22 protein-coding genes are annotated in these 20,906 nt (G+C 73.6%); 6 read left to right on the top strand and 16 right to left on the bottom strand.

Annotated features, from left to right (window positions below; translation table 11 throughout):
• Positions 1–34 precede the first annotated feature (34 nt).
• From mutM to H4O22_RS06260, 8 genes are all read right to left on the bottom strand, one after another.
• Complete coding sequence (gene mutM, locus H4O22_RS06295; RefSeq protein ID WP_182526169.1) at positions 35–961, bottom strand: bifunctional DNA-formamidopyrimidine glycosylase/DNA-(apurinic or apyrimidinic site) lyase; 927 nt, start codon at positions 959–961, stop codon at positions 35–37.
• A gap of 7 nt (positions 962–968) precedes the next feature.
• A complete protein-coding gene (gene rnc / locus H4O22_RS06290) occupies positions 969–1,823 on the bottom strand; it encodes a ribonuclease III (RefSeq protein ID WP_182526168.1) in 855 nt (284 codons plus the stop codon).
• Complete coding sequence (gene rpmF / locus H4O22_RS06285; RefSeq protein WP_182526167.1) at positions 1,744–1,929, bottom strand: 50S ribosomal protein L32; 186 nt, start codon at positions 1,927–1,929, stop codon at positions 1,744–1,746. The genes rnc and rpmF overlap by 80 nt, the downstream gene beginning before the upstream one ends.
• A 42-nt stretch (positions 1,930–1,971) precedes the next feature.
• Entirely contained in the window at positions 1,972–2,493 is a 522-nt protein-coding gene (locus tag H4O22_RS06280; RefSeq protein WP_244963127.1) for a YceD family protein, read from the bottom strand.
• 123 nt (positions 2,494–2,616) lie between these two features.
• A complete protein-coding gene (gene coaD, locus H4O22_RS06275; protein ID WP_182526166.1) occupies positions 2,617–3,117 on the bottom strand; it encodes a pantetheine-phosphate adenylyltransferase in 501 nt (166 codons plus the stop codon).
• Positions 3,118–3,122: 5 nt separating this feature from the next.
• Complete coding sequence (gene rsmD / locus H4O22_RS06270; protein WP_182526165.1) at positions 3,123–3,713, bottom strand: 16S rRNA (guanine(966)-N(2))-methyltransferase RsmD; 591 nt, start codon at positions 3,711–3,713, stop codon at positions 3,123–3,125.
• A complete protein-coding gene (locus tag H4O22_RS06265) occupies positions 3,710–5,938 on the bottom strand; it encodes an ATP-dependent DNA helicase RecG (protein ID WP_182526164.1) in 2,229 nt (742 codons plus the stop codon). The genes rsmD and H4O22_RS06265 overlap by 4 nt, the downstream gene beginning before the upstream one ends.
• On the bottom strand, positions 5,935–7,602 hold the full coding sequence (locus H4O22_RS06260) for a DAK2 domain-containing protein (RefSeq protein WP_182526163.1): 1,668 nt from the start codon (positions 7,600–7,602) through the stop codon (positions 5,935–5,937). The genes H4O22_RS06265 and H4O22_RS06260 overlap by 4 nt, the downstream gene beginning before the upstream one ends.
• A gap of 216 nt (positions 7,603–7,818) precedes the next feature.
• Here H4O22_RS06260 and rpmB point away from each other — a divergent pair, with 216 nt between their 5' ends.
• Positions 7,819–8,004: a 50S ribosomal protein L28 gene (gene rpmB, locus H4O22_RS06255; protein WP_011756723.1), complete on the top strand. Its 186-nt coding sequence runs from the start codon at positions 7,819–7,821 to the stop codon at positions 8,002–8,004.
• 225 nt (positions 8,005–8,229) lie between these two features.
• Here the strand turns inward: rpmB and H4O22_RS06250 are convergent, their stop codons facing one another.
• Entirely contained in the window at positions 8,230–9,180 is a 951-nt protein-coding gene (locus H4O22_RS06250) for a thiamine-phosphate kinase (RefSeq protein ID WP_182526162.1), read from the bottom strand.
• A 149-nt stretch (positions 9,181–9,329) separates the two neighbouring features.
• Between H4O22_RS06250 and H4O22_RS06245 the strand changes: the two genes are divergently transcribed.
• Both H4O22_RS06245 and H4O22_RS06240 read left to right on the top strand, forming a co-directional pair.
• The gene (locus tag H4O22_RS06245; RefSeq protein ID WP_090852901.1) at positions 9,330–9,566 is read left to right on the top strand and encodes an Lrp/AsnC family transcriptional regulator; all 237 of its coding nucleotides are present in this window, start codon (positions 9,330–9,332) and stop codon (positions 9,564–9,566) included.
• Positions 9,567–9,619: 53 nt separating this feature from the next.
• A complete protein-coding gene (locus tag H4O22_RS06240) occupies positions 9,620–10,576 on the top strand; it encodes a D-alanine--D-alanine ligase family protein (RefSeq protein ID WP_182526161.1) in 957 nt (318 codons plus the stop codon).
• A gap of 15 nt (positions 10,577–10,591) precedes the next feature.
• Here the strand turns inward: H4O22_RS06240 and H4O22_RS06235 are convergent, their stop codons facing one another.
• Complete coding sequence (locus H4O22_RS06235) at positions 10,592–11,689, bottom strand: D-alanine--D-alanine ligase family protein (RefSeq protein WP_182526160.1); 1,098 nt, start codon at positions 11,687–11,689, stop codon at positions 10,592–10,594.
• An 11-nt stretch (positions 11,690–11,700) separates the two neighbouring features.
• Complete coding sequence (locus H4O22_RS06230) at positions 11,701–13,083, bottom strand: UDP-N-acetylmuramoyl-tripeptide--D-alanyl-D-alanine ligase (protein WP_182526159.1); 1,383 nt, start codon at positions 13,081–13,083, stop codon at positions 11,701–11,703.
• A gap of 24 nt (positions 13,084–13,107) precedes the next feature.
• On the opposite strand from H4O22_RS06230, the gene H4O22_RS06225 reads away from it, so the two are divergent.
• Positions 13,108–14,172, top strand: a complete 1,065-nt coding sequence (locus H4O22_RS06225) for a trans-sulfuration enzyme family protein (RefSeq protein WP_182526158.1) — start codon at positions 13,108–13,110, stop codon at positions 14,170–14,172.
• Between the two features lie 195 nt (positions 14,173–14,367).
• Here H4O22_RS06225 and H4O22_RS06220 read toward each other — a convergent pair whose 3' ends face one another.
• The gene (locus H4O22_RS06220) at positions 14,368–15,387 is read right to left on the bottom strand and encodes an NAD(P)H-dependent glycerol-3-phosphate dehydrogenase (RefSeq protein ID WP_220451304.1); all 1,020 of its coding nucleotides are present in this window, start codon (positions 15,385–15,387) and stop codon (positions 14,368–14,370) included.
• Positions 15,384–16,154 carry a lysophospholipid acyltransferase family protein gene (locus H4O22_RS06215; RefSeq protein WP_182526157.1) on the bottom strand — a complete coding sequence of 257 codons (771 nt, stop codon included), beginning with the start codon at positions 16,152–16,154 and terminating at the stop codon, positions 15,384–15,386. The genes H4O22_RS06220 and H4O22_RS06215 overlap by 4 nt, the downstream gene beginning before the upstream one ends.
• Before the next feature lie 99 nt (positions 16,155–16,253).
• Here H4O22_RS06215 and cofC point away from each other — a divergent pair, with 99 nt between their 5' ends.
• Positions 16,254–16,886, top strand: coding sequence for a 2-phospho-L-lactate guanylyltransferase (gene cofC / locus H4O22_RS06210; protein WP_182526156.1), 633 nt, complete (start codon positions 16,254–16,256; stop codon positions 16,884–16,886).
• A gap of 78 nt (positions 16,887–16,964) precedes the next feature.
• Here the strand turns inward: cofC and H4O22_RS20860 are convergent, their stop codons facing one another.
• From H4O22_RS20860 to leuC, 3 genes are all read right to left on the bottom strand, one after another.
• On the bottom strand, positions 16,965–17,717 hold the full coding sequence (locus H4O22_RS20860; protein ID WP_182526155.1) for an HU family DNA-binding protein: 753 nt from the start codon (positions 17,715–17,717) through the stop codon (positions 16,965–16,967).
• A gap of 118 nt (positions 17,718–17,835) precedes the next feature.
• Positions 17,836–18,447 carry a 3-isopropylmalate dehydratase small subunit gene (gene leuD / locus H4O22_RS06200; RefSeq protein WP_182526154.1) on the bottom strand — a complete coding sequence of 204 codons (612 nt, stop codon included), beginning with the start codon at positions 18,445–18,447 and terminating at the stop codon, positions 17,836–17,838.
• 110 nt (positions 18,448–18,557) lie between these two features.
• Entirely contained in the window at positions 18,558–19,967 is a 1,410-nt protein-coding gene (gene leuC / locus H4O22_RS06195; protein WP_182526153.1) for a 3-isopropylmalate dehydratase large subunit, read from the bottom strand.
• Positions 19,968–20,135: 168 nt separating this feature from the next.
• Between leuC and H4O22_RS06190 the strand changes: the two genes are divergently transcribed.
• Complete coding sequence (locus H4O22_RS06190) at positions 20,136–20,858, top strand: IclR family transcriptional regulator (protein WP_182526152.1); 723 nt, start codon at positions 20,136–20,138, stop codon at positions 20,856–20,858.
• Positions 20,859–20,906 lie beyond the last annotated feature (48 nt).

Genomic DNA, 20,906 nt, shown 5'->3' with positions numbered 1-20,906 from the left:
CCGTCTTCAAGAGTCCCACCGAGGGACCTCCCGGTCAATCCAGGACGGGCGGCGTCGGGGACGTCGTCCGGGGCCGCCTCGGCGCCGGCTGGCAGCGCGGGCAGAAGTACGACGAGCGGTTCATGAAGGCGACCCGGCGCACGGGCGTCCCGCACCGGTCGCACGGCTCGTCCTCGCGCCCGTAGGCGTGCAGGGACCGGTCGAAGTAGCCCGACTCCCCGTTGACGTTGACGTAGAGGGCGTCGAAGGACGTGCCGCCCTGGCCGAGCGCCTCGCTCATCACGTCGCGGGCGTGGCCGAGCAGCTCGCGGACCTGCGCGGCGGTGAGCCGGGTGCCGGGCCGCTCCCCGTGCAGGCGCGCCCGCCAGAGCGCCTCGTCGGCGTAGATGTTGCCGACCCCCGAGACCAGTCCCTGGTCCAGGAGCTGCCGCTTGACCCCGGAGGCGCGCTTGCGCACCCGGGCCACGAACGCGTCGTCGTCGAACTCCGGGTCGAGCGGGTCCCGGGCGATGTGCGCGATCTCCGGAGGCAGCTCGGCGCCGCCGGCGGACACCGACAGGCCCCCGAACATCCGCTGGTCGACGAAGCGGGCCTCCTTGTCCTGAGTAGGCGAGGGACGAGCCGTATCGAAGGGGCGCCCCTCGGCCGCGCCGTCGAGCGCCAGCCGGACGCGCAGGTGCCGCTCGTCGGGGGCATCGGGCGGCTGGACGAGGAACTGCCCGCTCATCCCGAGGTGCGCGAGCAGGGCGTCGCCGTTGTCGAGCGGCAGCCAGAGGTACTTGCCGCGGCGCCGGGCGCCGTCGATCCGGCGGCCGGTCAGCGCGGCCACGAAGCCGGCGGGGCCGCGCGGGTCGCGGCGTACCGGCCGCTCGTGGAGGACGTCGACGCGGGTGATCCGCGCGCCGAGGACGTGCCGCTCGAGGCCGGCGCGGACGACCTCGACCTCGGGCAGCTCGGGCATCGGCCGCTCAGTCGGTCGCGGTGGACGCCGCGGCGCCCTCGGCGGCGGCGGCCGCGGGGTCGACGGCGCCGTACGCCGCGGCGATCTCGCCGTACGCCGTCTCGGCGGCGGCCTGCTCGGCCTCCTTCTTCGACCGGCCGGCGCCGTTGCCGTAGAGCCGGTCGCCGACGCGCACCTGGGCGGCGAAGGTCTTCATGTGGTCGGGGCCGTCGTCCTCGATGACGTACTCGGGGACCCCGAGCGCGTGCTCGGCGGCCAGCTCCTGGAGGGAGGTCTTCCAGTCCAGGCCGGCACCCAGCGCCGACGCCGCCTCGATCAGCGGGTCGAAGAGCCGGTGCACGACGTCCGCCGAGGCCTCGAACCCGCCGCTGAGGTGCACGGCGCCGATCACGGCCTCGACGGTGTCGGAGAGGATCGAGGACTTCTGGCGACCACCCGTCGCCTCCTCGCCGCGCCCGAGCTTGACGTGCTCGCCGAGCCCGATCGCCCGGCCCACGCCGGCGAGCGCGCGGGCGTTGACGACCGCGGCGCGCAGCTTGGCCAGCCGTCCCTCGGAGAGGTCGGGGTGGGCGCGGTAGAGCTTCTCGGTGACGACCACGCCCAGCACCGAGTCACCCAGGAACTCCAGGCGCTCGTTGGTGGGCAGCCCGCCGTTCTCGTAGGCGTAGGACCGGTGCGTGAGGGCGCGCTCGAGCAGCTCGGCGTCCAGGACGGGATCGCCGAGCGCGCTGCGCAGCTCGGGGTAGGTGGTCAGCGGACCGGACCAGACGCTCTGCGGGTGCTCAGAGGACCTGACGACGGTCGGCGCGGGCGCCGTACTGGCCGCACGTGCTGCACGCGCGGTGCGGCAGGTGCTTGGCACCACAGGCGGGGTTCGCGCAGGTCACCAGCGTGGGGGCGACAGCCTTCCACGCCGAGCGCCGGTGACGGGTGTTGCTGCGCGACATCTTCCGCTTCGGGACAGCCACTGTTTTCTCCTTGGTCCGTGGCCGGGGGTCCGGCCTCGATCTCTAGTCGTCGTCGTTCTTCAGTGCGGCCAGTCCGGCCCACCGAGGGTCGATCGGCTCGTCGTGCGTGTGATCCGGGTCGTCCGCGAGCCGGGCCCCACACTCGGGGCACAACCCGGGACAGTCGTCCTGGCACAGCGGCTGGAACGGCAGTGCGAGCACCACCGCGTCCCGCAGCAGCGGCTCGAGGTCGAGCAGGTCGTCCTCCAGCTTGCTGACGTCGTCATCCTCCCGGTCGAGGTCCGCGTCACGTGAGTCGTCGTACACGAACAGCTCCTGGAACGTGACCTCCAACTCCTCGGAGATCGGTTCCAGGCACCGCGCGCACTCGCCCTCGAGCTCGGCTCGCGCCGTGCCCGTGACCAGGACCCCTTCCATGACCGCCTCGAGGCGCAGGTCCAGATCGACCGGCGCACCCTCGGGGACACGAAGGACCTCGATGCCCAGATCTGTCGGCGCCGGCACCGTGGGCGACACCTGGTGCTGGGACCCCGCGCGGCGGCCGAGCTCGCGGGTGTCGAGCACGAGCGGCGCTTTCGGGTCCAGGCTGGTCAGGGGTTCACTTCCGGGTCCGGGCACGAACAGATCGTCGGGAATGCTATCCGTCCGACGGACCCGCGACCAAACCAGCGGGCGGGGTACGCCGGCTCAGGCGTCCTGCGGGCGGGCCGCGACCTCGTCGAGGCGGGCCGTGAGCCGGGCCAGGACGAAGCCGGGCACGAACGCGGAGACGTCGCCGCCGAACGAGGCGACCTCCTTGACCAGGCTCGAGGCGAGGAAGGAGTACTCCGGGCTGGTCGGCACGAACACCGTCTCGACGTCGGTGAGCGAGGAGTTCATCTGCGCCATCTGCAGCTCGTAGTCGAAGTCGGAGACCGCGCGCAGGCCCTTCACGATCGCGTGGATGTCGTGCTCCTGGCAGAACGTCGTGAGCAGCCCGCTGAAGCCCGCGACCCGCACGTTCGGGAACCCGGCGCAGGCCTGCTCGAGCATGCCCATCCGCTCCTCGGCGGTGAACAGGCGGCGCTTGGAGGCGTTGACGCCGACCGCCACCACGACCTCGTCGAAGAGGTTCGCCGCGCGCTCGATGATGTCGAGGTGGCCGTGGGTGACGGGGTCGAAGGAACCGGGGCAGACGGCTCGTCGCACGTGGGTCACTCCTGGTCGTGGTCGGGGTCGTCGGGATCGGCGGCGTGACCGTACCAAAGCACCGTCTCGCCGTACTTGCGCCGTCGGTCGCCGCGCAGCCCCGGCGGCCAGGCGGGCTCCGGGCTGCGCACCGAGCGCTCGAGGACCACCAGCGCACCGGGCACCAGCCAGCCGTGGTCGACCAGGGCGCGGAGGTCGGCCTCGACCGCGGCGTCGTCGAGGGGGTACGGCGGGTCGCTGAAGACCACGTCGTACGGCGCCGCGGGCCGCCGCTGGAGCGTGCTCGCCACCGACGCCGTGACGACCTCGGCGCGGGGGAAGCCGAGCGACCGCGCGTTGGCGGTGATCAGGGCCGCGGTACGCCGGTCGGACTCGACCAGCGTCACCACCCCGGCCCCGCGCGACCAGGCCTCCAGGCCGACGGCGCCCGACCCGGCGTACAGGTCGAGGAAGCGCAGCCCGTGCAGCGAGCCGCACCACGACTCGACCGCGGAGAACAGCGCCTCGCGCACCCGGTCGCTGGTGGGACGGGTGCTCGCGCCACGCGGCGTGTCCAGGCGCCGACCGCCGGCCGTGCCGCCGATGATGCGCGTCACGACTTGTCCAGGAACTCGGAGCGCACCGACGCCTCCCAGCGGGAGACCTCGGCCTCCAGCTCGGGGAAGCCGACCAGGTCGGGGTCGGCGTCGAGGAGCCGGCCGGCCTCCTCGCGGGCGGCGACGATGGTCTTCTCGTCGCGCAGCACGCGCAGGCTCTGCAGGCTGGAGCGAAAGCCCGACTGCGACGCCCCCAGGACGTCGCCCTCGCGCCGCTGCTCGAGGTCGACCCGGCTCAGCTCGAAGCCGTCGGTCGTCGACGCGACGGCGTCGAGGCGGTCGCGGGCGGGGCTGCCGCCCTCGGCGCGGCTGACCAGCAGGCACAGGCCCGGGTGGCCGCCACGGCCCACCCGCCCGCGCAGCTGGTGGAGCTGGGAGACGCCGAACCGGTCGGCGTCGAGCAGCACCATCGCCGTGGCGTTGGCGACGTCGACGCCGACCTCGATGACGGTGGTGGAGACGAGCACGTCGATCTCCCCCGCGGCGAAGGCGCGCATGGTGCGGTCCTTCTCGTCGGGCGCCAGCCGGCCGTGCAGCACGGCGACGCGCAGGTCGGCCAGCGGACCCGTGGACAGCTCCGCCGCGACCTCCTCGACCGCGGCCAGCGGGGCCGGCCCGGTGGCGGGGGGACGCGCTGCGCCGTCCTCGTCGAGGTCGAGCTGGTCGCTCTCCCCCGCCTCCTGGACGTCGCCGCTGATCCGCGGGCACACGACGTACGCCTGGTGGCCGCGCTCGACCTCCTCGCGCACCCGCTGCCAGACCCGGCCCATCCACGAGGGGTGCTCGGCGAGCGGGACGACGTTGGTCTGGATCGGCGCGCGGCCGGCGGGGAGCTCGGTGAGGACCGAGGTCTCGAGGTCGCCGAAGACCGTCATCGCGACCGTCCGCGGGATCGGCGTCGCGGTCATCACCAGCACGTGCGGCGGCGACCCCGCCTTGTCGGTGAGCGCGGCGCGCTGCTCGACCCCGAACCGGTGCTGCTCGTCGACGACGACGAGGCCGAGGTCGGCGAACTGCACCGTGTCCTCGAGCAGGGCGTGGGTGCCGATGACGATGCCGGCCTCGCCGCTGCCGAGCCGGCTCATCGGCGCGGTGCGCTGGGTCTTGGTCATCGACCCGGTGAGCAGCTCGACGGAGGTGGCCTCGGCGGCGCCGCCGAGCATCCCGCCGCCGGCGAGGTCGCCGAGCATCGCGGTGATCGAGCGGTGGTGCTGCTGCGCGAGCACCTCGGTGGGCGCGAGCAGCGCGGCCTGCCCGCCGGAGTCGACGACCCGCAGCATCGCCCGCAGCGCCACCAGCGTCTTGCCGGACCCCACCTCGCCCTGGAGCAGCCGGTTCATCGGGTGCGGCTGCGCGAGGTCGGCCTCGATCTCGGCGCCGACCGTGCGCTGGCCCGCGGTGAGCTCGAACGGCAGCCGGGCGTCGAACGCCGCGAGCAGTCCCCCGCCGCCGGTGCGGGCGCGGGCGCCCTGGGCCTGCAGCGCGCGGCGCCGGCGGCCCAGCACCAGCTGGGTGACCAGGGCCTCCTCGAACCGGTAGCGCTTGCGCGCGGCTCCGACCTGGGCCTGGTCGTCGGGCGCGTGGATCCAGTTCAGCGCGGTCCGCGCCTCGATCAGCCCCTGCCGCTCGCGCACCTCGAGCGGGAGCAGCTCGGGGACGTCGTCGAGGACGGTGCGGGCGAAGGTCACCGCGCGCTGGAGGTCCCACGACTCCACCCCCTTGGTCAGCGGGTAGATCGGGAACAGCGCGCCCAGCCCGTCGGGGGCCTCGACGCCGTCCTCGTCGGCGCCGAAGAGGGTCATGCTGGGGTTCGTCAGCTGCCAGCTGCCCTGGAAGGAGCTGACCTGGCCGACGAAGACCCCCCGCCGACCCCGCGGGAGCCGCGAGGCGTGCCACTGCGCCGTGCCCTTGCTCTTGGCGAAGAACGACATCCGCAACGTCGGGCCGTCGGTGCTGAGCACCACGTCCAGGCGGTACGCCGTGTTCCCCGTGCGGCGGTCGCGGTAGGTGTTGAGGTCGCTCTTGACGACCTGGCCCACCACGGTCAGCAGCTGGCCGACCTCGAGGTCGTCGACCTTGGTCAGCTCGCCGGTCTCGAGGTAGCGCCGCGGGAAGTGGCGCAGCAGGTCGCCCACGGTCTCGATGCCGAGCCCCTTGACGACGAGGTCGCGCTTCTTGGTCTGGTCGCCGAAGACGGTCGCGATCGGCGAGTCGAGGGAGATCACTCGACCGAGACCAGGAGGGGGTAGCGCTCCTGGCCGCCGTCGTAGACCACGACGTCGACGGCGGGGTGGTGCCGCTCGACGTACCCGGCGACCCGGGTGGCGAGCGAGCCCTCCGCGTCGTCCGCGCCGGCCACCAGGGTGACCAGCTCGCCGCCGCCGCCCAGCAGCCGGTCGAGGACGTCGGTGGCCACGTCGTACAGGTCGGAGCCGACGACGACGAAGTCGCCCGCCAGGACCCCGAGGGCGTCGCCGGGCTCGCACGGCCCGGCCATCGTCATCGCCTGGCGGGCCGCGACGGTCACCGCACCGTGCCGGGCGTGCCGGGCGGTGGCGGTCATCTCGAGCACGTCCTGGTCGAACGCCCGGCCCGGCTCGTGGACGGCGATCGCGGCGAGGCCCTGCACCTGGGCCTGGGACGGGATCACCGCCACGCGCAGCCCGTCGTCGGCGTCGGCCTCGGCGGTGGACGCCGCGATGTGGGCGACCCGCACGGAGTCGGGGTCGTTGGGCAGCAGCACCACCTCGCAGGCGCCGCACGAGGTGATCGCCTCGAGGACCTGGCCGGTGGAGGGTCGGCGTCCGGGACCGCCCGGCACGACCACGGCGCCGGCCTCCTCGAAGAGCCGCGCGAGGCCGGGACCGGCGGAGACCGCGACGATCCGCCGACCGGAGCGGGCCTCGTCGGGCCGCGACCGGGCCTGGGCGACCTGCTCGGCGAAGTGGGTGACCCGCACCCGGTGGGGCCGGCCGGCCTCGATGCCAGCCTCGATCGCCGCCCCGACGTCGTCGACGTGCACGTGGACATTCCACAGGCCCTCGCCGCCCACGACGACGAGGGAGTCGCCCAGCGGCCCCAGCCGCTCGCGCAGCGCCGGCACCCGGTCGTCCTCGGCGTCGAGGAGGTACATCACCTCGTACGACGGCCCGTCGGGACGCAGCTCGTCGGCGCCCGCGCCCGTCGCCAGCGGCACCGGGATGGTGCGGGTGCCGATCGGGCTGGTCACCGGGACCGGGCGGCGCCCGGTGAGCACGGTCTCGGCCGCGTCGAGGACGACGCTGAACCCGCGCCCGCCGGCGTCCACGACCCCGGCGTCGGCCAGCATCCGCAGCTGCTCGGGGGTGCGTGCCAGCGCCTCCCGCGCCGCGGCCGCGGCCGCGGCGAACACGTCGCGCGCCCGGACCGAGGAGTCCTTGACGACCTCCATCGCGGCGTCGGACGCCGCCCGCGCGACGGTGAGCATCGTGCCCTCGACCGGAGTGCCGACCGCGGCGTAGCTGGCGTCGGTGGCCTGCTGCAGGGCCTCGGCCATCACCACCGCGTTGCGCTCGTCGGGCCGGGCGTGGGACAGCCGGCGGGCGATCGCGCCCAGCATCTCGCTGAGGATCACCCCGGAGTTGCCGCGTGCGCCGAGCAGCGCACCGCGGCTCAGGGCGGCCAGGGCCGCGACCAGGTCGGCGCCCGGGTCGCCGCCGCCGGTGGCGTCGCGGATCGCGTCGCGGGCCGCGGAGACGGTGAGGTACATGTTCGTGCCGGTGTCGCCGTCGGGCACCGGGTAGACGTTCAGCGCGTCGATCTCCTCGCGCGCGCCGGCCAGCGCGTCGACGGCGATGTCGACGAAGCGCAGCACGATCGGGAGCTGGACGCTCCCGCCGGGGACCTCCATCGCCGTCCTCTCCGTCGCTGTCGTCTGCTGGGGATCTGCTCGTCGCCTGCCGCCGGTCGTACCGACGTGGCAGAAGGGTAGTCTCGGCAGCCGACGTCGGGCGCCCTGCTCGATTCGCCGGGTCCCCGGACCGTCGGATACGCTGGTGCGGTTGCCCGCTGGTCGGGCCCCTCATTCCACACCAGTACACAAACCTCGATCCATCAGGAGTTCACGGTGGCTGCCGTCTGCGACATCTGCGCCAAGAAGCCGGGCTTCGGCAACAACCGGCCTTGGTCGCGCAAGATCACGAAGCGTCGCTTCGACCCCAACATCCAGCGCGTCCGCGCGACCGTCAACGGCACCCCGAAGCGCCTCAACGTGTGCACCGGCTGCCTGAAGGCGGGCAAGGTCACTCGCTGACCCCCGCGTGAGAGGAGGCCCCGACCGTCCGCGGTCGGGGCCTTCTCTTTTGTCCATCTCCGGGGACAGCGCTCGTACCTTTCGGCGATGACGACCCTCGGGCATCAGGGAGTCCGCTGACGCGTCCTCGGTCTCGGTACGCCCGTCGCGGCTTCGTTCCTCAGCCGCGGGGCTACTCGACCTGGCGCGTGGCTCCTCGTCCTCGCAGGCTCGAACGAGGCGCGCTCAGAAGTGCGTCCAGCCTGTGGGGCCGTCGTACGGCGCACCGTCGACGGTGACGCCCGCCCCCTCGGCGACGGTGCCGACCACGGCCCAGCCCTCCGGCACCGACCCGGCGTCCGGGAAGGTCGCGAGCAGGGCGTGGTCGTCGCCGCCGGTCAGCACGAACCCCAGCGGGTCCGCCCCGACCGCGGCGCCGACCGCCACCAGCGGCTCGGGGACCTCGAAGGCGTCGGTGCGCACGTCGATCGCGACGCCGGAGGCGGCCGCGAGGTGGCCCGCCTCGGACAGCAGGCCGTCGGAGACGTCGATCATCGACGTCGCGCCGGCCTCCGCAGCCACCCGCCCCGCGGCGTACGGCGGCTCCGGGCGCCGGTAGGCCTCGACGAGCACCCGCGGCGACCGGAACCCCCGGCCGAGCACGGCGAGCCCGCCGGCGGCCCAGCCCTGGCGGCCGGTGAGCGCGAGCACGTCGCCCGGCTCCGCCCCCGACCGGACGACCGGGGCCTGCGTGCACGACCCGAGGACGGTGACCGCGACCACGACCTGGTCGGCGCGGGTCAAGTCGCCGCCGACCACGCTGGCGCCGACCAGGCCGCACTCCTCCGCGAAGCCCGCGGCGAAGTCCAGCGCCCAGGCCACGGGGAGGTCCGCGGGCGCGGCGAGACCGACGGTGAGCGAGGTCGCCGTACCGCCCATGGCGTTGATGTCGGAGAGGTTCTGCGCGGCCGCCCGGTGCCCGACGTCGGCGGCCGAGGCCCAGTCCCGCCGGAAGTGCCGGCCCTCCACCATCAGGTCGGTGGAGACCACCACGTGGCCGGTGCGCACCCGCAGCACGGCCGCGTCGTCACCGGGGCCGAGGAGCACGTGCTCGCCCTGCGGGAACAGGCGGACGATCTCGTCGATCAGCGCGAACTCGCCGGCGTCGCCGAGGGTCGCGTCGGGGGGAAGGGCCATGGCCCCATCCCACCAGACGGGCGGGGGTGCGGGCACCTGCGCCGCCTATCGACAGCCGAGCCGGACCGGGTAGGTTGACTTCGCTCCGGGCTCGCCCTGGGCGGGTCCCCGTTCACCAGCCCCACCGAGCTCCACCGAGGGAGAACACGATGGTCGTCCAGGCGTACATCCTGATCCAGACCGATGTCGGCAAGGCCGCCGAGGTCGCGACCGCGATCGCCCAGGTGAAGGGCGTCACCCTCGCCGAGGACGTCACCGGCCCCTACGACGTCATCGTCCGCGCGGAGGCCCGCAACGTCGACGAGCTCGGCAAGCTGGTCGTCGCCAAGGTGCAGACCCTCGACGGCATCACCCGCACGCTGACCTGCCCCGTCGTCCACATCTGAGGTCGCTCCCGCGGGCCGTCGGCGCCGTCGGTGCCGTGTGGGACGCTCCTCCCATGACGACCGAGGAGCTCCCCGGACCGGTGGCCGTGATCGCCGGAGGCCTCAGCCACGAGCGTGACGTCTCCCTCGCCAGCGGCCGCAACCTGGTCCGCGAGCTGCAGGCGGCGGGCGTCGAGGCGCACGCCTACGACTTCGACCGCCAGTTGCTGCACGCGCTCGAGCGCGACAAGGTGGTCGCGGCCTTCCCCGTCCTGCACGGGCAGTTCGGCGAGGACGGCGAGATCCAGACGCTGCTGGAGCTGATCGACCTGCCGTACGTCGGGTCGCGCAGCCACGCCTGCCGGGTCGCGTGGGACAAGGGCACGGCCCGCGAGCTGCTGCACCGCGCCGGGATCCCGGTGCCGGCCGGGGTCGCCCTGTCGGCCACCACCTTCCGCGACATCGGGGCCACGGCGCTGATGGAGCACGTCATGCACCGGCTCGGCGCCCGCGTGGTGGTCAAGCCCGCCCGCGGCGGCAGCGCCCTCGGCGTGACCGGGGTCGACGGGCTGGGCGCCCTGCCGTCCGCCCTCGTCGAGACCTACGCCTACTGCGAGGACGCGATCGTCGAGCGGTTCCACGACGGCGTCGACGTCAGCGTCGTGTGCCTCGAGGGCCCCGACGGGCTGACCTCGCTGGCGCCGGTGGAGATCGAGTACGAGAAGGGCCACGAGTTCGACTTCAGCGCGCGCTACACCGCCGAGTTCGTCTCGCTGCTGACCCCCGACCTGCCCGACGAGCTCACGACCCGCCTCGGCGAGGTCGCCCGCGAGGCGCACCGCGTGCTGGGCCTCAGCGACCTGTCCCGCTCCGACTTCATCGTCTCCCCCGACGGCACCTTCGTGCTCCTCGAGACGGCGATCACGCCGGGCGTCACCGAGACCTCCGTGCTGCCCTACGCCTGCACCGCCAGCGGCACCTCGCTGGGCGCCGTCGGCCGCGCCCTGCTGGTGCGGGCGCTGCAGCGCTGAGCGCCCGGCCGCCGGTCAGCGCAGGCCGACGGGGCGCTCCAGGGCGAGCTGGATCAGCTCGTCGATGAGCGCGGGGTAGGACAGCCCGGAGGCCTCCCACAGCTTGGGGTACATCGAGATCGGCGTGAACCCGGGCATCGTGTTGATCTCGTTGACGACGACCTCGCCCTCGGGCGTCACGAAGACGTCGACGCGGGAGAGGCCCTCGGCGCCGATCGCCTCGAACGCCCGGACCGCCACCTCCCGCACCCGCTCCCCGACCTCGTCGGGCAGGTCGGCCGGGGCCTCGGTGCGGCTGTGGGAGCCGCTGAGGTACTTCTCGTCGAAGTCGTAGAACGCCGCGGCGTCGTGGTCGACCACGATCTCGCCGGCGACCGAAGCGCGCGGCGGCGCGCCGGCGCGCCCGCCGAGCACCGCGCACTCGATCTCCCGCCCCTCGATGCCCTGCTCCACGAGCACCTTCGGGTCGTGGAAGCGAGCCTCCTCGATGGCGTCGTCCAGCGCGCCCACGTCGTCGACCCGGGTCACGCCGAGGGAGGAGCCGGCGCGTGCCGGCTTCACGAACACCGGGAACTTCAGATCCATGACCCGGTCGACCACCTCGGCGCGGCGGTGCTCCCACTCCTGCGGCTGCACCACGACGTACGGGCCGACGGGGAGGCCGTGGGCGGCGAAGACCAGCTTCATGTACTGCTTGTCCATCCCGACCGCGGAGGCCAGCACGCCGGCGCCGACGTAGCGCATGCCGGCGAGCTCGAGCATGCCCTGGACCGTGCCGTCCTCGCCGAAGGGGCCGTGCAGCAGCGGGAAGACGACGTCGACCTCGCCCAGGTCCGTGAGACCGACGAGCTCCTTGCCGGACTCGGGGGTGACCTCGGCCAGGCCGCCGGACGTGAGCTCCCACCGGCTCGCGTCGTCCGACGCCAGCACCCACTGCCCGTCGCGGGTGATGCCGACCGGGACGACGTCGTACTTGTCCCGGTCGATGGCCTTCATCACGCCGGCCGCGGTGGCGGCGGAGACGCCGTGCTCGCCGGAGCGGCCGCCGAAGAGCAGGGCGACCCGGACCTTCCGACGCGGCGGGGTGGTCGGGTCGGGGGAAGCGTCGGCCATGATCCCCGATGCTACTGAATGGTGGCGGCGACCTCGTCGAGGCGCGCCCCTCGCGAGGCCTTGAGCAGCACGGCGTCCCCGGGACCGACGTGCTCGCGGAGCCAGTCGACCGCCGCGGCGTTGTCGGCGACGAACGTGGTCTCGGTCGTGCCGCACCCCTCGGCACCGCGCTCGATGCCGCGCGCCGGCTCGCCGACGACCAGCAGCCGGTCGACGCCCAGGCCCACGGCGTACGCCCCGATCCCGGCGTGCTCGTCCTCGCTGGTCCCGCCGAGCTCCCGCATCTCGCCGAGCACGGCGACCGTGCGGCGCACCGCGGGGTCGGCGCCGATGGCGGCGAGGGCGTCCAGCGCGGCCCGCATCGAGTCCGGGTTGGCGTTGTAGGAGTCGTTGAGGACGGTCACGCCGCTCGGCAGCTCGCGCAGCTCCATCCGCCACTGCGAGAGGGTCGTGACGCCGGAGAGCGCCTCCCCGACCTGCGCGGGGCTCATCCCGAGGACGAGGGCCGCGGCCGCCGCGGCGGCGGCGTTGAGGGCCTGGTGGGCGCCGACCAGCTGGAGGCTGACCGGGACGCGGTCCTGGGCGGTGGCGAGCACGAAGGACGGCCGGCCGAGCCGGTCCAGCCGCAGCTCCTCGACGCGGACGTCGGCCGGCTGGTCGCGGCCGAAGGTGACGACGCGTCCCGTGGCGCGCGCGGCCATGGCGGCGACCCGGGCGTCGTCGGCGTTGAGCACCGCCGTGCCGTCCTCGGCCAGCCCCTCGACCAGCTCACCCTTGGCGACGGCGATCGCGTCCTGCGAGCCGAACTCCCCCACGTGGGCCTGACCGACGTTGAGGACGACGCCGACGTCGGGCGGCACGAGCCGCGCCAGCTCGGCGATGTGGCCGCGCCCGCGGGCCCCGAGCTCGAGCACCAGGAACCGGGTGTCCGACTCGACCCCCAGCGCGGTCAGCGGCATCCCGAGCTCGTTGTTGAACGACCCGCGGGTCACCACGGTGGGACCGGCGTGGCCGAGCACGGCCCCGAGCAGGTCCTTGGTCGAGGTCTTGCCCTGGGAGCCGGTGATCCCGACCACGGACAGGTCGCCGACCCGGCGTACCTGCGCCACGACGTACGCCGCGAGCTGCTGGAGCGCGCGGCGCGGATCGTCGACCACCACGGTCGGGAGCGCCGTCGGGCGGCTGCCGAGCACCGCGACGGCGCCCTGCTCGGCGGCCTGGTCCGCATGGTCGTGCCCGTCGCTCTGCTCGCCGACGAACGCCACGAACAGGCTGCCCGGGGCGGCCTCGCGCCCGTCGATGACGACCGGTCCGGTGATGGCGACCCGGGCACCCTCGCCGGCCACCTCGCCGCTCACGACGGCGGCGACCTCCGCCAGGGTCAGGGGGATCATGGAGCCCGACCATAGTCTGTGACCATGTCCGACGCCCTCCAGCCCTCGACCGTCGCCGTCCACGCCGGCCGCCCGCCGCACCTGGCCGACGAGCCCCTGAACACCCCGATCACCATGGCCTCGACGTTCGTCGGCGGCGGCGAGCGGGAGTACGGCCGGTGGGGGAACCCGACGTGGCAGGCCTTCGAGTCCGCGCTGGGCGCGCTCGAGGGCGGCCGGGCGCTGGCCTTCTCCTCGGGGCTGGCTGCCGTCTCGGTGGTCCTCGACCTCGTCGGCAACGGCGCCAAGGTGGTGGCGCCCGCGCACTCCTACAACGGGACCATCGTGCAGCTCGGCGACCTCGAGGCCCGGGGGCGGATCACCACCGAGCTCGTCGACGTCACCGACACGGAGGCGTTCGTCGCGGCCTGCGACGACGCGGCGCTGGTCTGGCTGGAGTCGCCGACCAACCCGGCGCTCGAGGTCGCCGACGTCGAGACCATCGCGGCCGCCGCGCGGGAGGCCGGGGCGTACGTCGTGGTCGACAACACCTTCGCGACCCCGCTGCTGCAGAAGCCGCTGGAGCTCGGGGCCGACATCGTCCTGCACTCGGCGACCAAGTACCTCTCCGGTCACAGCGACGTGCTGATGGGGGCGCTGGTCACGGCGGACGACGACCTGTACGGCGTGCTGAAGGGCCGCCGCGACCTGCTCGGCGCGGTGCCCGGCACGTTCGAGGCCTGGCTCACCCTCCGCGGCATGCGCACCCTGCACCTGCGCGTGGAGCGGGCCCAGGCCAACGCGACCGAGCTCGCCGTACGCCTGGCGGACCACCCGGCGGTCGCCGAGGTCCGCTACCCCGGCTTCGGCGGCATCGTCTCGATCGTGCTCGCCGGGGGCGCCCTGGCCGCCGACCTGCTCACGCACAGCACCAGCCTGTGGGTCTACACGACCAGCCTCGGCGGCGTGGAGTCCACCTTCGAGCGCCGCCGCCGGTGGAAGTCCGAGCCGGCCACCATCCCCGACGCCCTGGTCCGCCTCTCCGTCGGCATCGAGGACGTCGAGGACCTCTGGGCCGACCTCCTCCAGGCCCTCGACGCCCTCCCCTGACCCCGCAAAGACGCCGAGTCGGCGCTTGTGTCCGGGTTCTCCCCAGACCGGCTGTGGAGAAAGCGGACACAAGCGCCGACTCGGCGTTCGGGGTCAGTCGGTCTCGACACGCTCACGCGACTTCGTACCTCAGTCGCGTCGCTCGCTCGACCTGATTGACCCCACGCGGCGGGCTCGTTCCTCGCCCGCCGGTGGTCAATCAGTCTCGGCCTTGGTGTCGCGGGCGATGAAGGCGTCCATCATCTCGTTGGCGGTGAGCCGGCCGGCGACGACGTCGTCGACGTGCTGGGCGATCGGGGCGTCGACTCCGGACTGCTCGGCGAGGGCGCGCAGCGAGGAGCAGGACTTCGCGCCCTCCGCGACCTGGCGGGTGCTCGCGAAGATGTCCTCGGTGGTCATCCCCTGGCCGAGCTTCTCGCCGAAGGTGCGGTTGCGGGAGAGCGGCGAGGAGCAGGTGGCGACCAGGTCGCCGAGGCCGGCGAGACCCATCAGGGTCAGCGGGTTGGCGCCGAGCCGCATCGCGAGCCGGGCGGTCTCCGCCAGGCCCCGGGTGATCACCGAGGCGGTCGTGTTGTCGCCGAAGCCGAGGCCGACGGCCATGCCGACCGCGAGGCCGACGACGTTCTTGTACGCCCCGCCGAGCTCGCACCCGAGCACGTCGACCGAGGTGTAGGGGCGGAACGCCGGCGAGTGGCAGCGGGCCTGGAGCATCTTCGCGACCTCCTCGTCCTCACACGCCACGACCGAGGCCGCCGGCTCGCGCCGGGCGATCTCCTTGGCCAGGTTGGGGCCGCTGATCACCGCGATCCGCTCCGGACCGGCGCCGGTGACCTCCGCGATCACCTCGCTCATCCGCTTCACCGTGCCGAGCTCGACGCCCTTCGCCAGCGAGACCATCACCGAGCTGTCGGGCAGGTACGGCGCCCACTCGGTGAGGTTGGCGCGCAGCGACTGGGACGGCACCGCGAGCACCACGACGTCCGCGCCGGCGAGCACCTTCTCGGCGTCGTGGCTAGCGCTCACGGTCGGCGGCAGCTCGACGCCGGGGAGGTACTCGACGTTCTCGTGCTGGTCGTTGATCGTCGCGCAGACCTCCTCGCGGCGGCCCCACATCACGACGTCGTTGCCGCCGTCGGCCAGCACGATCGAGAAGGCGGTCCCCCACGAGCCCGCGCCGAGGACGGCGACCTTGCCGGTGCTGGATATGGGGCTCATGCGGGGTCCTCCCCGGGCTCGTGACGATGCGGGTTGCCGATCTCTCGTGCACCGGCGCGGCGCATGTCGAAGCGCTCGGCGGGCGCGGTCGCGCCGCGGATCTCCTCGACCAGCCCGGTGACGGCATCCATGATCCGGTCGGTCGCCTGCTGCACGACCGCCGGGGTGGTCTCGACCTCCAGCAGGTCGCTGAGGTCGACGGGGTCGCCGACCTTCATCGTGATCCGCTTGCGCGGGAACAGGTCCGGCCGCTTCGCGTACGGCGCGAGCAGCTGCTGGGCACCCCACTGGCCGATCGGCACCACCGGGCACCCGGTCGCGAGCGCGATCCGCGCGGCGCCGGACTTGCCGACCATCGGCCAGCCGTCGGGGTCCCGCGTGATCGTGCCCTCGGGGTAGACCACGACGCACTCGCCGGCGCGCACCGCCGCGACCGCCGCGTCGTACGCCCCCACGGCGTTGGTGCTGCGCCGCTCGACGGGGATCTGGCCGGCCGACCTCAGGAACCAGCCCAGCACCCGGTTGCGGAACAGGCCGGACTTCGCGAGGTACCGCGGCACCCGGCCGTGGTCCCACACGATGTGCGCCGCGGTGAGCGGGTCGGCGTGGGAGACGTGGTTGAGCACCAGGACGCAGCCGCCCGTCGCCGGGATCTTCTCGCCGTCGATCCACTCGTGGGTGGTCGTGGCGAGCAGCACCGGCTTCACGAGGGGAACGGCGACGTGCCACGCCCAGCCACGTTGGTGCTGCAGCTTGCGAACCTTCACGTGCTCCCTCGTCCGTCCTGCGGCGCGCCATCGTGACGCACCCCACGTCGCCACGCAGGTTACTCGGTCGGCGCCGGGCGACCTGACAGGATCGACCCGATGTCCGCTCCCCCGCCCCCGACGCGTCGCTTCGCGATGCTCGTGCCCGTGAAGCCGCCGGCGCGCGGGAAGTCCCGCCTGGTCGGGCTGCCCGACGACGTACGCCGCGCGCTCGCCGCCGCCTTCGCCCTCGACACGGTCGCGGCGTGCCTCGCCGCGGAGCAGGTCGGCGCCGTCCTGGTCGCGACCGACGACGCGTCGTTCGCCGCCGACCTCGCGCCCCTGGGCTGCCCCGCCATCCCGGACGGCGTCGCGGGCGACCTCAACGCCAGCCTGCGGCTCGCCGCCGCGGAGGCCCGGCGCCGCTGGCCGGACCTGCGGCCGGCCGCCCTCTGCGCGGACCTCCCGGCCCTGCGCCCCGACGACCTCGACGCCGCCCTGCGCGCCGTCGGCGCGGCCCCGGCGTACGTCCCGGACGCGGCCGGCGTCGGCACCACCCTCTACACCGCCGCGTGGGAGGAGTTCGACCCGTGCTTCGGCCCCGGGTCGCGCGACGCCCACGACCTCCAGGCCCTCGAGGTCGGGCTGGACGCGGCCTCGCTGCGCCGGGACGTCGACGACGTCGCGGACCTGCGGGCGGCGCTCGCCCTCGGCGTCGGGGCCCGCACCCGCGCCCTCGCCCACCTGGTCTGAGCGCGCGGCCCGCGCCGTACCCGAACGGCGACGGGGCCGCCTCCCGGAGGAGGACGGCCCCGCCGACGGTCGCGGTGCTTAGGACTTCTTGGCCGCCGACTTCTTCGCCGGGGACTTCTTCGCCGCTGACTTCTTCGCCGGCGCCGTCGACTTCGACGCGGTCGACTTCGACGCGGTCGACTTCGATGCCGTGGACTTCGATGCCGTGGACTTCGACGTGCCCTTCTTGGCCGCGCTGCCCGAGGACGACTTCTTCGCCGCCGCCGACTTCGTGGTCGTCTTCTTCGCCGGCGTGGACTTCGCGGCCGTCTTCTTCGCCGGGGTCGACTTCGTGGCCGTCTTCTTCGCCGGCGTGGACTTCGCGGCCGTCTTCTTGGCCGCGGACGTGGACGCCGTCGACTTCGTGGCCGACTTCGCCGCCGACTTCGCTGCAGACTTCGCCGCCGACTTCGAAGGGGTCGACTTCGTCTCGGCGACGCCGGTCGCCTTCGCGGCGGCCATCGCCGGCGCGGTAGCGACCTTGGCCACCGCGACCGTCAGCTTGGGCAGCTTCTTGGCGCCGGACACGACGTTCTTGAGGTCCGCTCCCGGCTTGAACTTCGGGACGGCGGTCTTCTTGGCCTTGATCCGCTCACCGGTCTGCGGGTTGCGCACCCAGCGTGCCTCGCGGACCCGCTTCTCGAAGGAGCCGAAGCCGGTGATCGCGACCTTCTCCCCCTTGGCGACCTCGCGGGTGATGGTGTCGAGCACGGAGTCGAGCGCGTGGGACGCGGCCTTCCGGTTCCCCTCGTACCGCGCCGCCAACGCGTCGATGAGCTGAGTCTTGTTCACTGGATTCCCCTTCAGAGAACGCTGCGCCGAGCCCGTGCTCGGACATTCCCTGGGCACGCTAGGCACTCGTGGCGCGCGTCACAATCACCACGCCGCGCCCGGCGTCGGAATTCTCCGCTCAGCCGACGGGGCGGAGGGTCGTCGGCTTCCAGCGCGGGCGCTCGGCCTCGTACGCCGCGATGTCGTCGGCGTGGCCCAGGGTGATGCCGACGTCGTCGAGCCCCTCGAGCAGCCGCCACCGGGTGTAGTCGTCGATGTCGAAGGAGTCCACGATCTCGTCGGCGCCCTCACCGGCCCGCACCGTGCGCGACTCGAGGTCGACGGTCACGGCGGCACCGGGGTTCTCCTCGAGGTGGTCCCAGAGCCGCTGCACGACCTTCTCGTCGACCTGGGCGGCGAGCAGACCCGCCTTGCCGGAGTTGCCGCGGAAGATGTCGGCGAACCGGGAGGAGATGACCGCCTTGAACCCGTAGTTCTGCAGCGCCCAGACGGCGTGCTCGCGGGAGGAGCCGGTGCCGAAGTCGGGACCGGCCACCAGCACCGAGCCCGCGGCGTACACGGGGTTGTTGAGCACGAAGTCCGGGTCGTTGCGCCAGGCCGCGAACAGCCCGTCCTCGAAGCCGGTGCGGGTCACCCGCTTGAGGTAGACGGCGGGGATGATCTGGTCGGTGTCGACGTTGCTGCGTCGCAGCGGGACGCCGATGCCGGTGTGGGTGGTGAACTTGTCCATCGTGGGTGCTCCCTGTCGGATACGGCGCTAGGTCTCGACACGCGCGTCACGGCTTCGCAGGCTCAGCCGTGGCGCTGCTCGACCTCGCGCCCGGTGATCGGCTTCGTTCCTCAGCCGATCGGCGCGAGGTCGGCGGGCGAGGAGAGGGTGCCGCGGACGGCGGTCGCGGCAGCGACGGGGATCGACACCAGGTGCGTGCGCCCGCCCTTGCCCTGGCGGCCCTCGAAGTTGCGGTTGGACGTCGAGGCGCTGCGCTCGCCCGGCTGGAGGGTGTCGGGGTTCATGCCCAGGCACATCGAGCAGCCGGCGCCGCGCCACTCGGCGCCCGCCTCCTTGAAGACCAGGTCGAGACCCTCGTCCTGGGCCTGCAGGCGCACGCGCACGGACCCGGGCACGACGAGCAGGCGGGTGCCGGGGTCGACCTTGCGGCCCTTGAGGATGTCGGCGGCCAGCCGGAGGTCCTCGATCCGACCGTTGGTGCAGGAGCCGACGAACACGGTGTCGACCTTGACCTCGCGCATCGGCGTACCGGCCTCGAGGGCCATGTACTCCAGCGCCCGCTCCGCGGCGATCCGGTCGGACTCTTCTTCGTAGCTCGCGGGGTCGGGCACGCTCGCGGAGAGCGGCACGCCCTGGCCGGGGTTGGTGCCCCAGGTGACGAACGGCGCCATCTCGGAGGCGTCCAGGACGATCTCCTCGTCGAACACGGCGTCGTCGTCGGTGCGCAGGCCGGTCCAGTGCTCGACGGCGGCGTCCCAGTCGGCGCCGGTGGGCGCCTCGGGGCGGCCCTGGATGTAGTCGAAGGTCGTCTGGTCGGGGGCGATCATGCCGGCCTTGGCCCCCCACTCGATGCTCATGTTGCAGATCGTCATCCGCGCCTCCATCGAGAGCTCCTCGATGGCCTGGCCCCGGTACTCGACGATGTAGCCCTGGCCGCCGCCGGTGCCGGTGTGGGCGATCAGGTTCAGCACCAGGTCCTTGGCGGTGACGCCGGCCGGCAGGCTGCCGTTGACGGTGACCGCCATCGTCTTGGGCTTGGCCTGCATCAGCGTCTGGGTGGCGAGCACGTGCTCGACCTCGGAGGTGCCGATGCCGAACGCGATCGCGCCGAAGGCGCCGTGGGTGCTGGTGTGGCTGTCGCCGCAGACGATGGTCATGCCCGGCTGGGTCAGGCCAAGCTGCGGGCCGACGACGTGCACGATGCCCTGGTCGATGTCGCCGAGCGGGTGCAGCCGGACGCCGAACTCCTCGGCGTTGCGCCGCAGCGTCTCGACCTGGGTGCGGGAGACCGGGTCGGCGATCGGCTTGTCCCAGTCGAGGGTCGGGACGTTGTGGTCCTCGGTCGCCAGCGTGAGGTCGGGACGGCGTACGCCGCGACCCGACAGCCGGAGGCCGTCGAAGGCCTGCGGCGAGGTCACCTCGTGGATGAGGTGGAGGTCGATGTAGAGCAGGTCCGGCTCTCCCGGGCTCGACCGGACGACGTGCTCGTCCCACACCTTCTGCGACAGGGTCCTGCCCATGATCCACTCCCTCGTGACGTGCCGACGTACCACGGCAGCGTACGACGCCGGTCCCATGATCTGAGACGCGGATCCCATCATGCGAGATCGAGCGTCGGCGTGGCCGCCTGGAGTGCGGCGCGCGTCACATCGCTTGCATCCCATGATCCGAGACGGAAGTATTGGCATATGGACACCACCAGCGGCGTCGGCGTGCTCGACAAGGCAGCCCTCGTGCTCACGGCCCTCGAAGCGGGTCCGGCAACCCTGGCCGGGCTCGTGGCGGCCACCGGTCTCGCCCGGCCCACCGCCCACCGGCTCGCGGTCGCCCTCGAGCACCACCGGCTGGTCGCCCGCGACATGCAGGGCCGGTTCGTCCTCGGGCCACGGCTCGCGGAGCTCTCGGCGGCCGCCGGCGAGGACCGCCTGCTGGCGACCGCCGGGCCGGTGCTGGCCCGGCTCCGCGACATCACCGGCGAGTCCGCCCAGCTGTGGCGCCGCCAGGGCGAGCACCGCGTCTGCGTCGCGGCCGCGGAGCGGCCGAGCGGCCTGCGCGACACGATCCCGGTCGGGTCGCAGCTGACGATGCGCGCCGGCTCGGCCGCTCAGGTGCTGCTCGCGTGGGAGGACCCCGAGCGGATGCACCGCGGCCTGCAGAACGCCGCGTTCTCGGCCGCCGCACTCTCGGGCATCCGGCGCCGCGGCTGGGCGCAGTCCGTCGGCGAGCGCGAGCAGGGCGTCGCGTCGGTGTCGGCCCCGGTGCGCTCCCCCGGCGGGAAGATCATCGCCGCCGTCTCGGTCTCCGGCCCCCTCGAGCGGCTCTCCCGCCAGCCCGGCCGGATGCACGCCCCCGCGGTCCTCGCCGCCGCCGAGCGGCTCTCGGAGTCGCTCCGTCGCGCCGCGGCGGAGTGACGACCGCACCCCCTGCCTGTGGATGAGGCCGCCGAGTCGGCGCACATG

It is taken from the genome of Nocardioides dongkuii (genome assembly GCF_014127485.1).
In the GTDB taxonomy this organism is placed as follows: domain Bacteria; phylum Actinomycetota; class Actinomycetes; order Propionibacteriales; family Nocardioidaceae; genus Nocardioides; species Nocardioides dongkuii.
The sequence above is the reverse complement of the archived record's forward strand: the minus strand, read 5'-3'. Positions and strand labels throughout refer to the sequence as shown.

Excerpts from the sequence above, each read along its gene's own strand:
- mutM (WP_182526169.1), bottom strand. The coding sequence starts at position 961 with ATGCCCGAGCTGCCCGAGGTCGAGGTCGTCCGCGCCGGCCTCGAGCGG.
- H4O22_RS06260 (WP_182526163.1), bottom strand. The coding sequence starts at position 7,602 with ATGGAGGTCCCCGGCGGGAGCGTCCAGCTCCCGATCGTGCTGCGCTTC.
- H4O22_RS06250 (WP_182526162.1), bottom strand. The coding sequence starts at position 9,180 with ATGGCCCTTCCCCCCGACGCGACCCTCGGCGACGCCGGCGAGTTCGCG.
- H4O22_RS06245 (WP_090852901.1), top strand. The coding sequence starts at position 9,330 with ATGGTCGTCCAGGCGTACATCCTGATCCAGACCGATGTCGGCAAGGCC.
- H4O22_RS06240 (WP_182526161.1), top strand. The coding sequence starts at position 9,620 with ATGACGACCGAGGAGCTCCCCGGACCGGTGGCCGTGATCGCCGGAGGC.
- H4O22_RS06235 (WP_182526160.1), bottom strand. The coding sequence starts at position 11,689 with ATGGCCGACGCTTCCCCCGACCCGACCACCCCGCCGCGTCGGAAGGTC.
- H4O22_RS06230 (WP_182526159.1), bottom strand. The coding sequence starts at position 13,083 with ATGATCCCCCTGACCCTGGCGGAGGTCGCCGCCGTCGTGAGCGGCGAG.
- H4O22_RS06225 (WP_182526158.1), top strand. The coding sequence starts at position 13,108 with ATGTCCGACGCCCTCCAGCCCTCGACCGTCGCCGTCCACGCCGGCCGC.
- H4O22_RS06220 (WP_220451304.1), bottom strand. The coding sequence starts at position 15,387 with ATGAGCCCCATATCCAGCACCGGCAAGGTCGCCGTCCTCGGCGCGGGC.
- cofC (WP_182526156.1), top strand. The coding sequence starts at position 16,254 with ATGTCCGCTCCCCCGCCCCCGACGCGTCGCTTCGCGATGCTCGTGCCC.
- leuD (WP_182526154.1), bottom strand. The coding sequence starts at position 18,447 with ATGGACAAGTTCACCACCCACACCGGCATCGGCGTCCCGCTGCGACGC.
- leuC (WP_182526153.1), bottom strand. The coding sequence starts at position 19,967 with ATGGGCAGGACCCTGTCGCAGAAGGTGTGGGACGAGCACGTCGTCCGG.
- H4O22_RS06190 (WP_182526152.1), top strand. The coding sequence starts at position 20,136 with ATGGACACCACCAGCGGCGTCGGCGTGCTCGACAAGGCAGCCCTCGTG.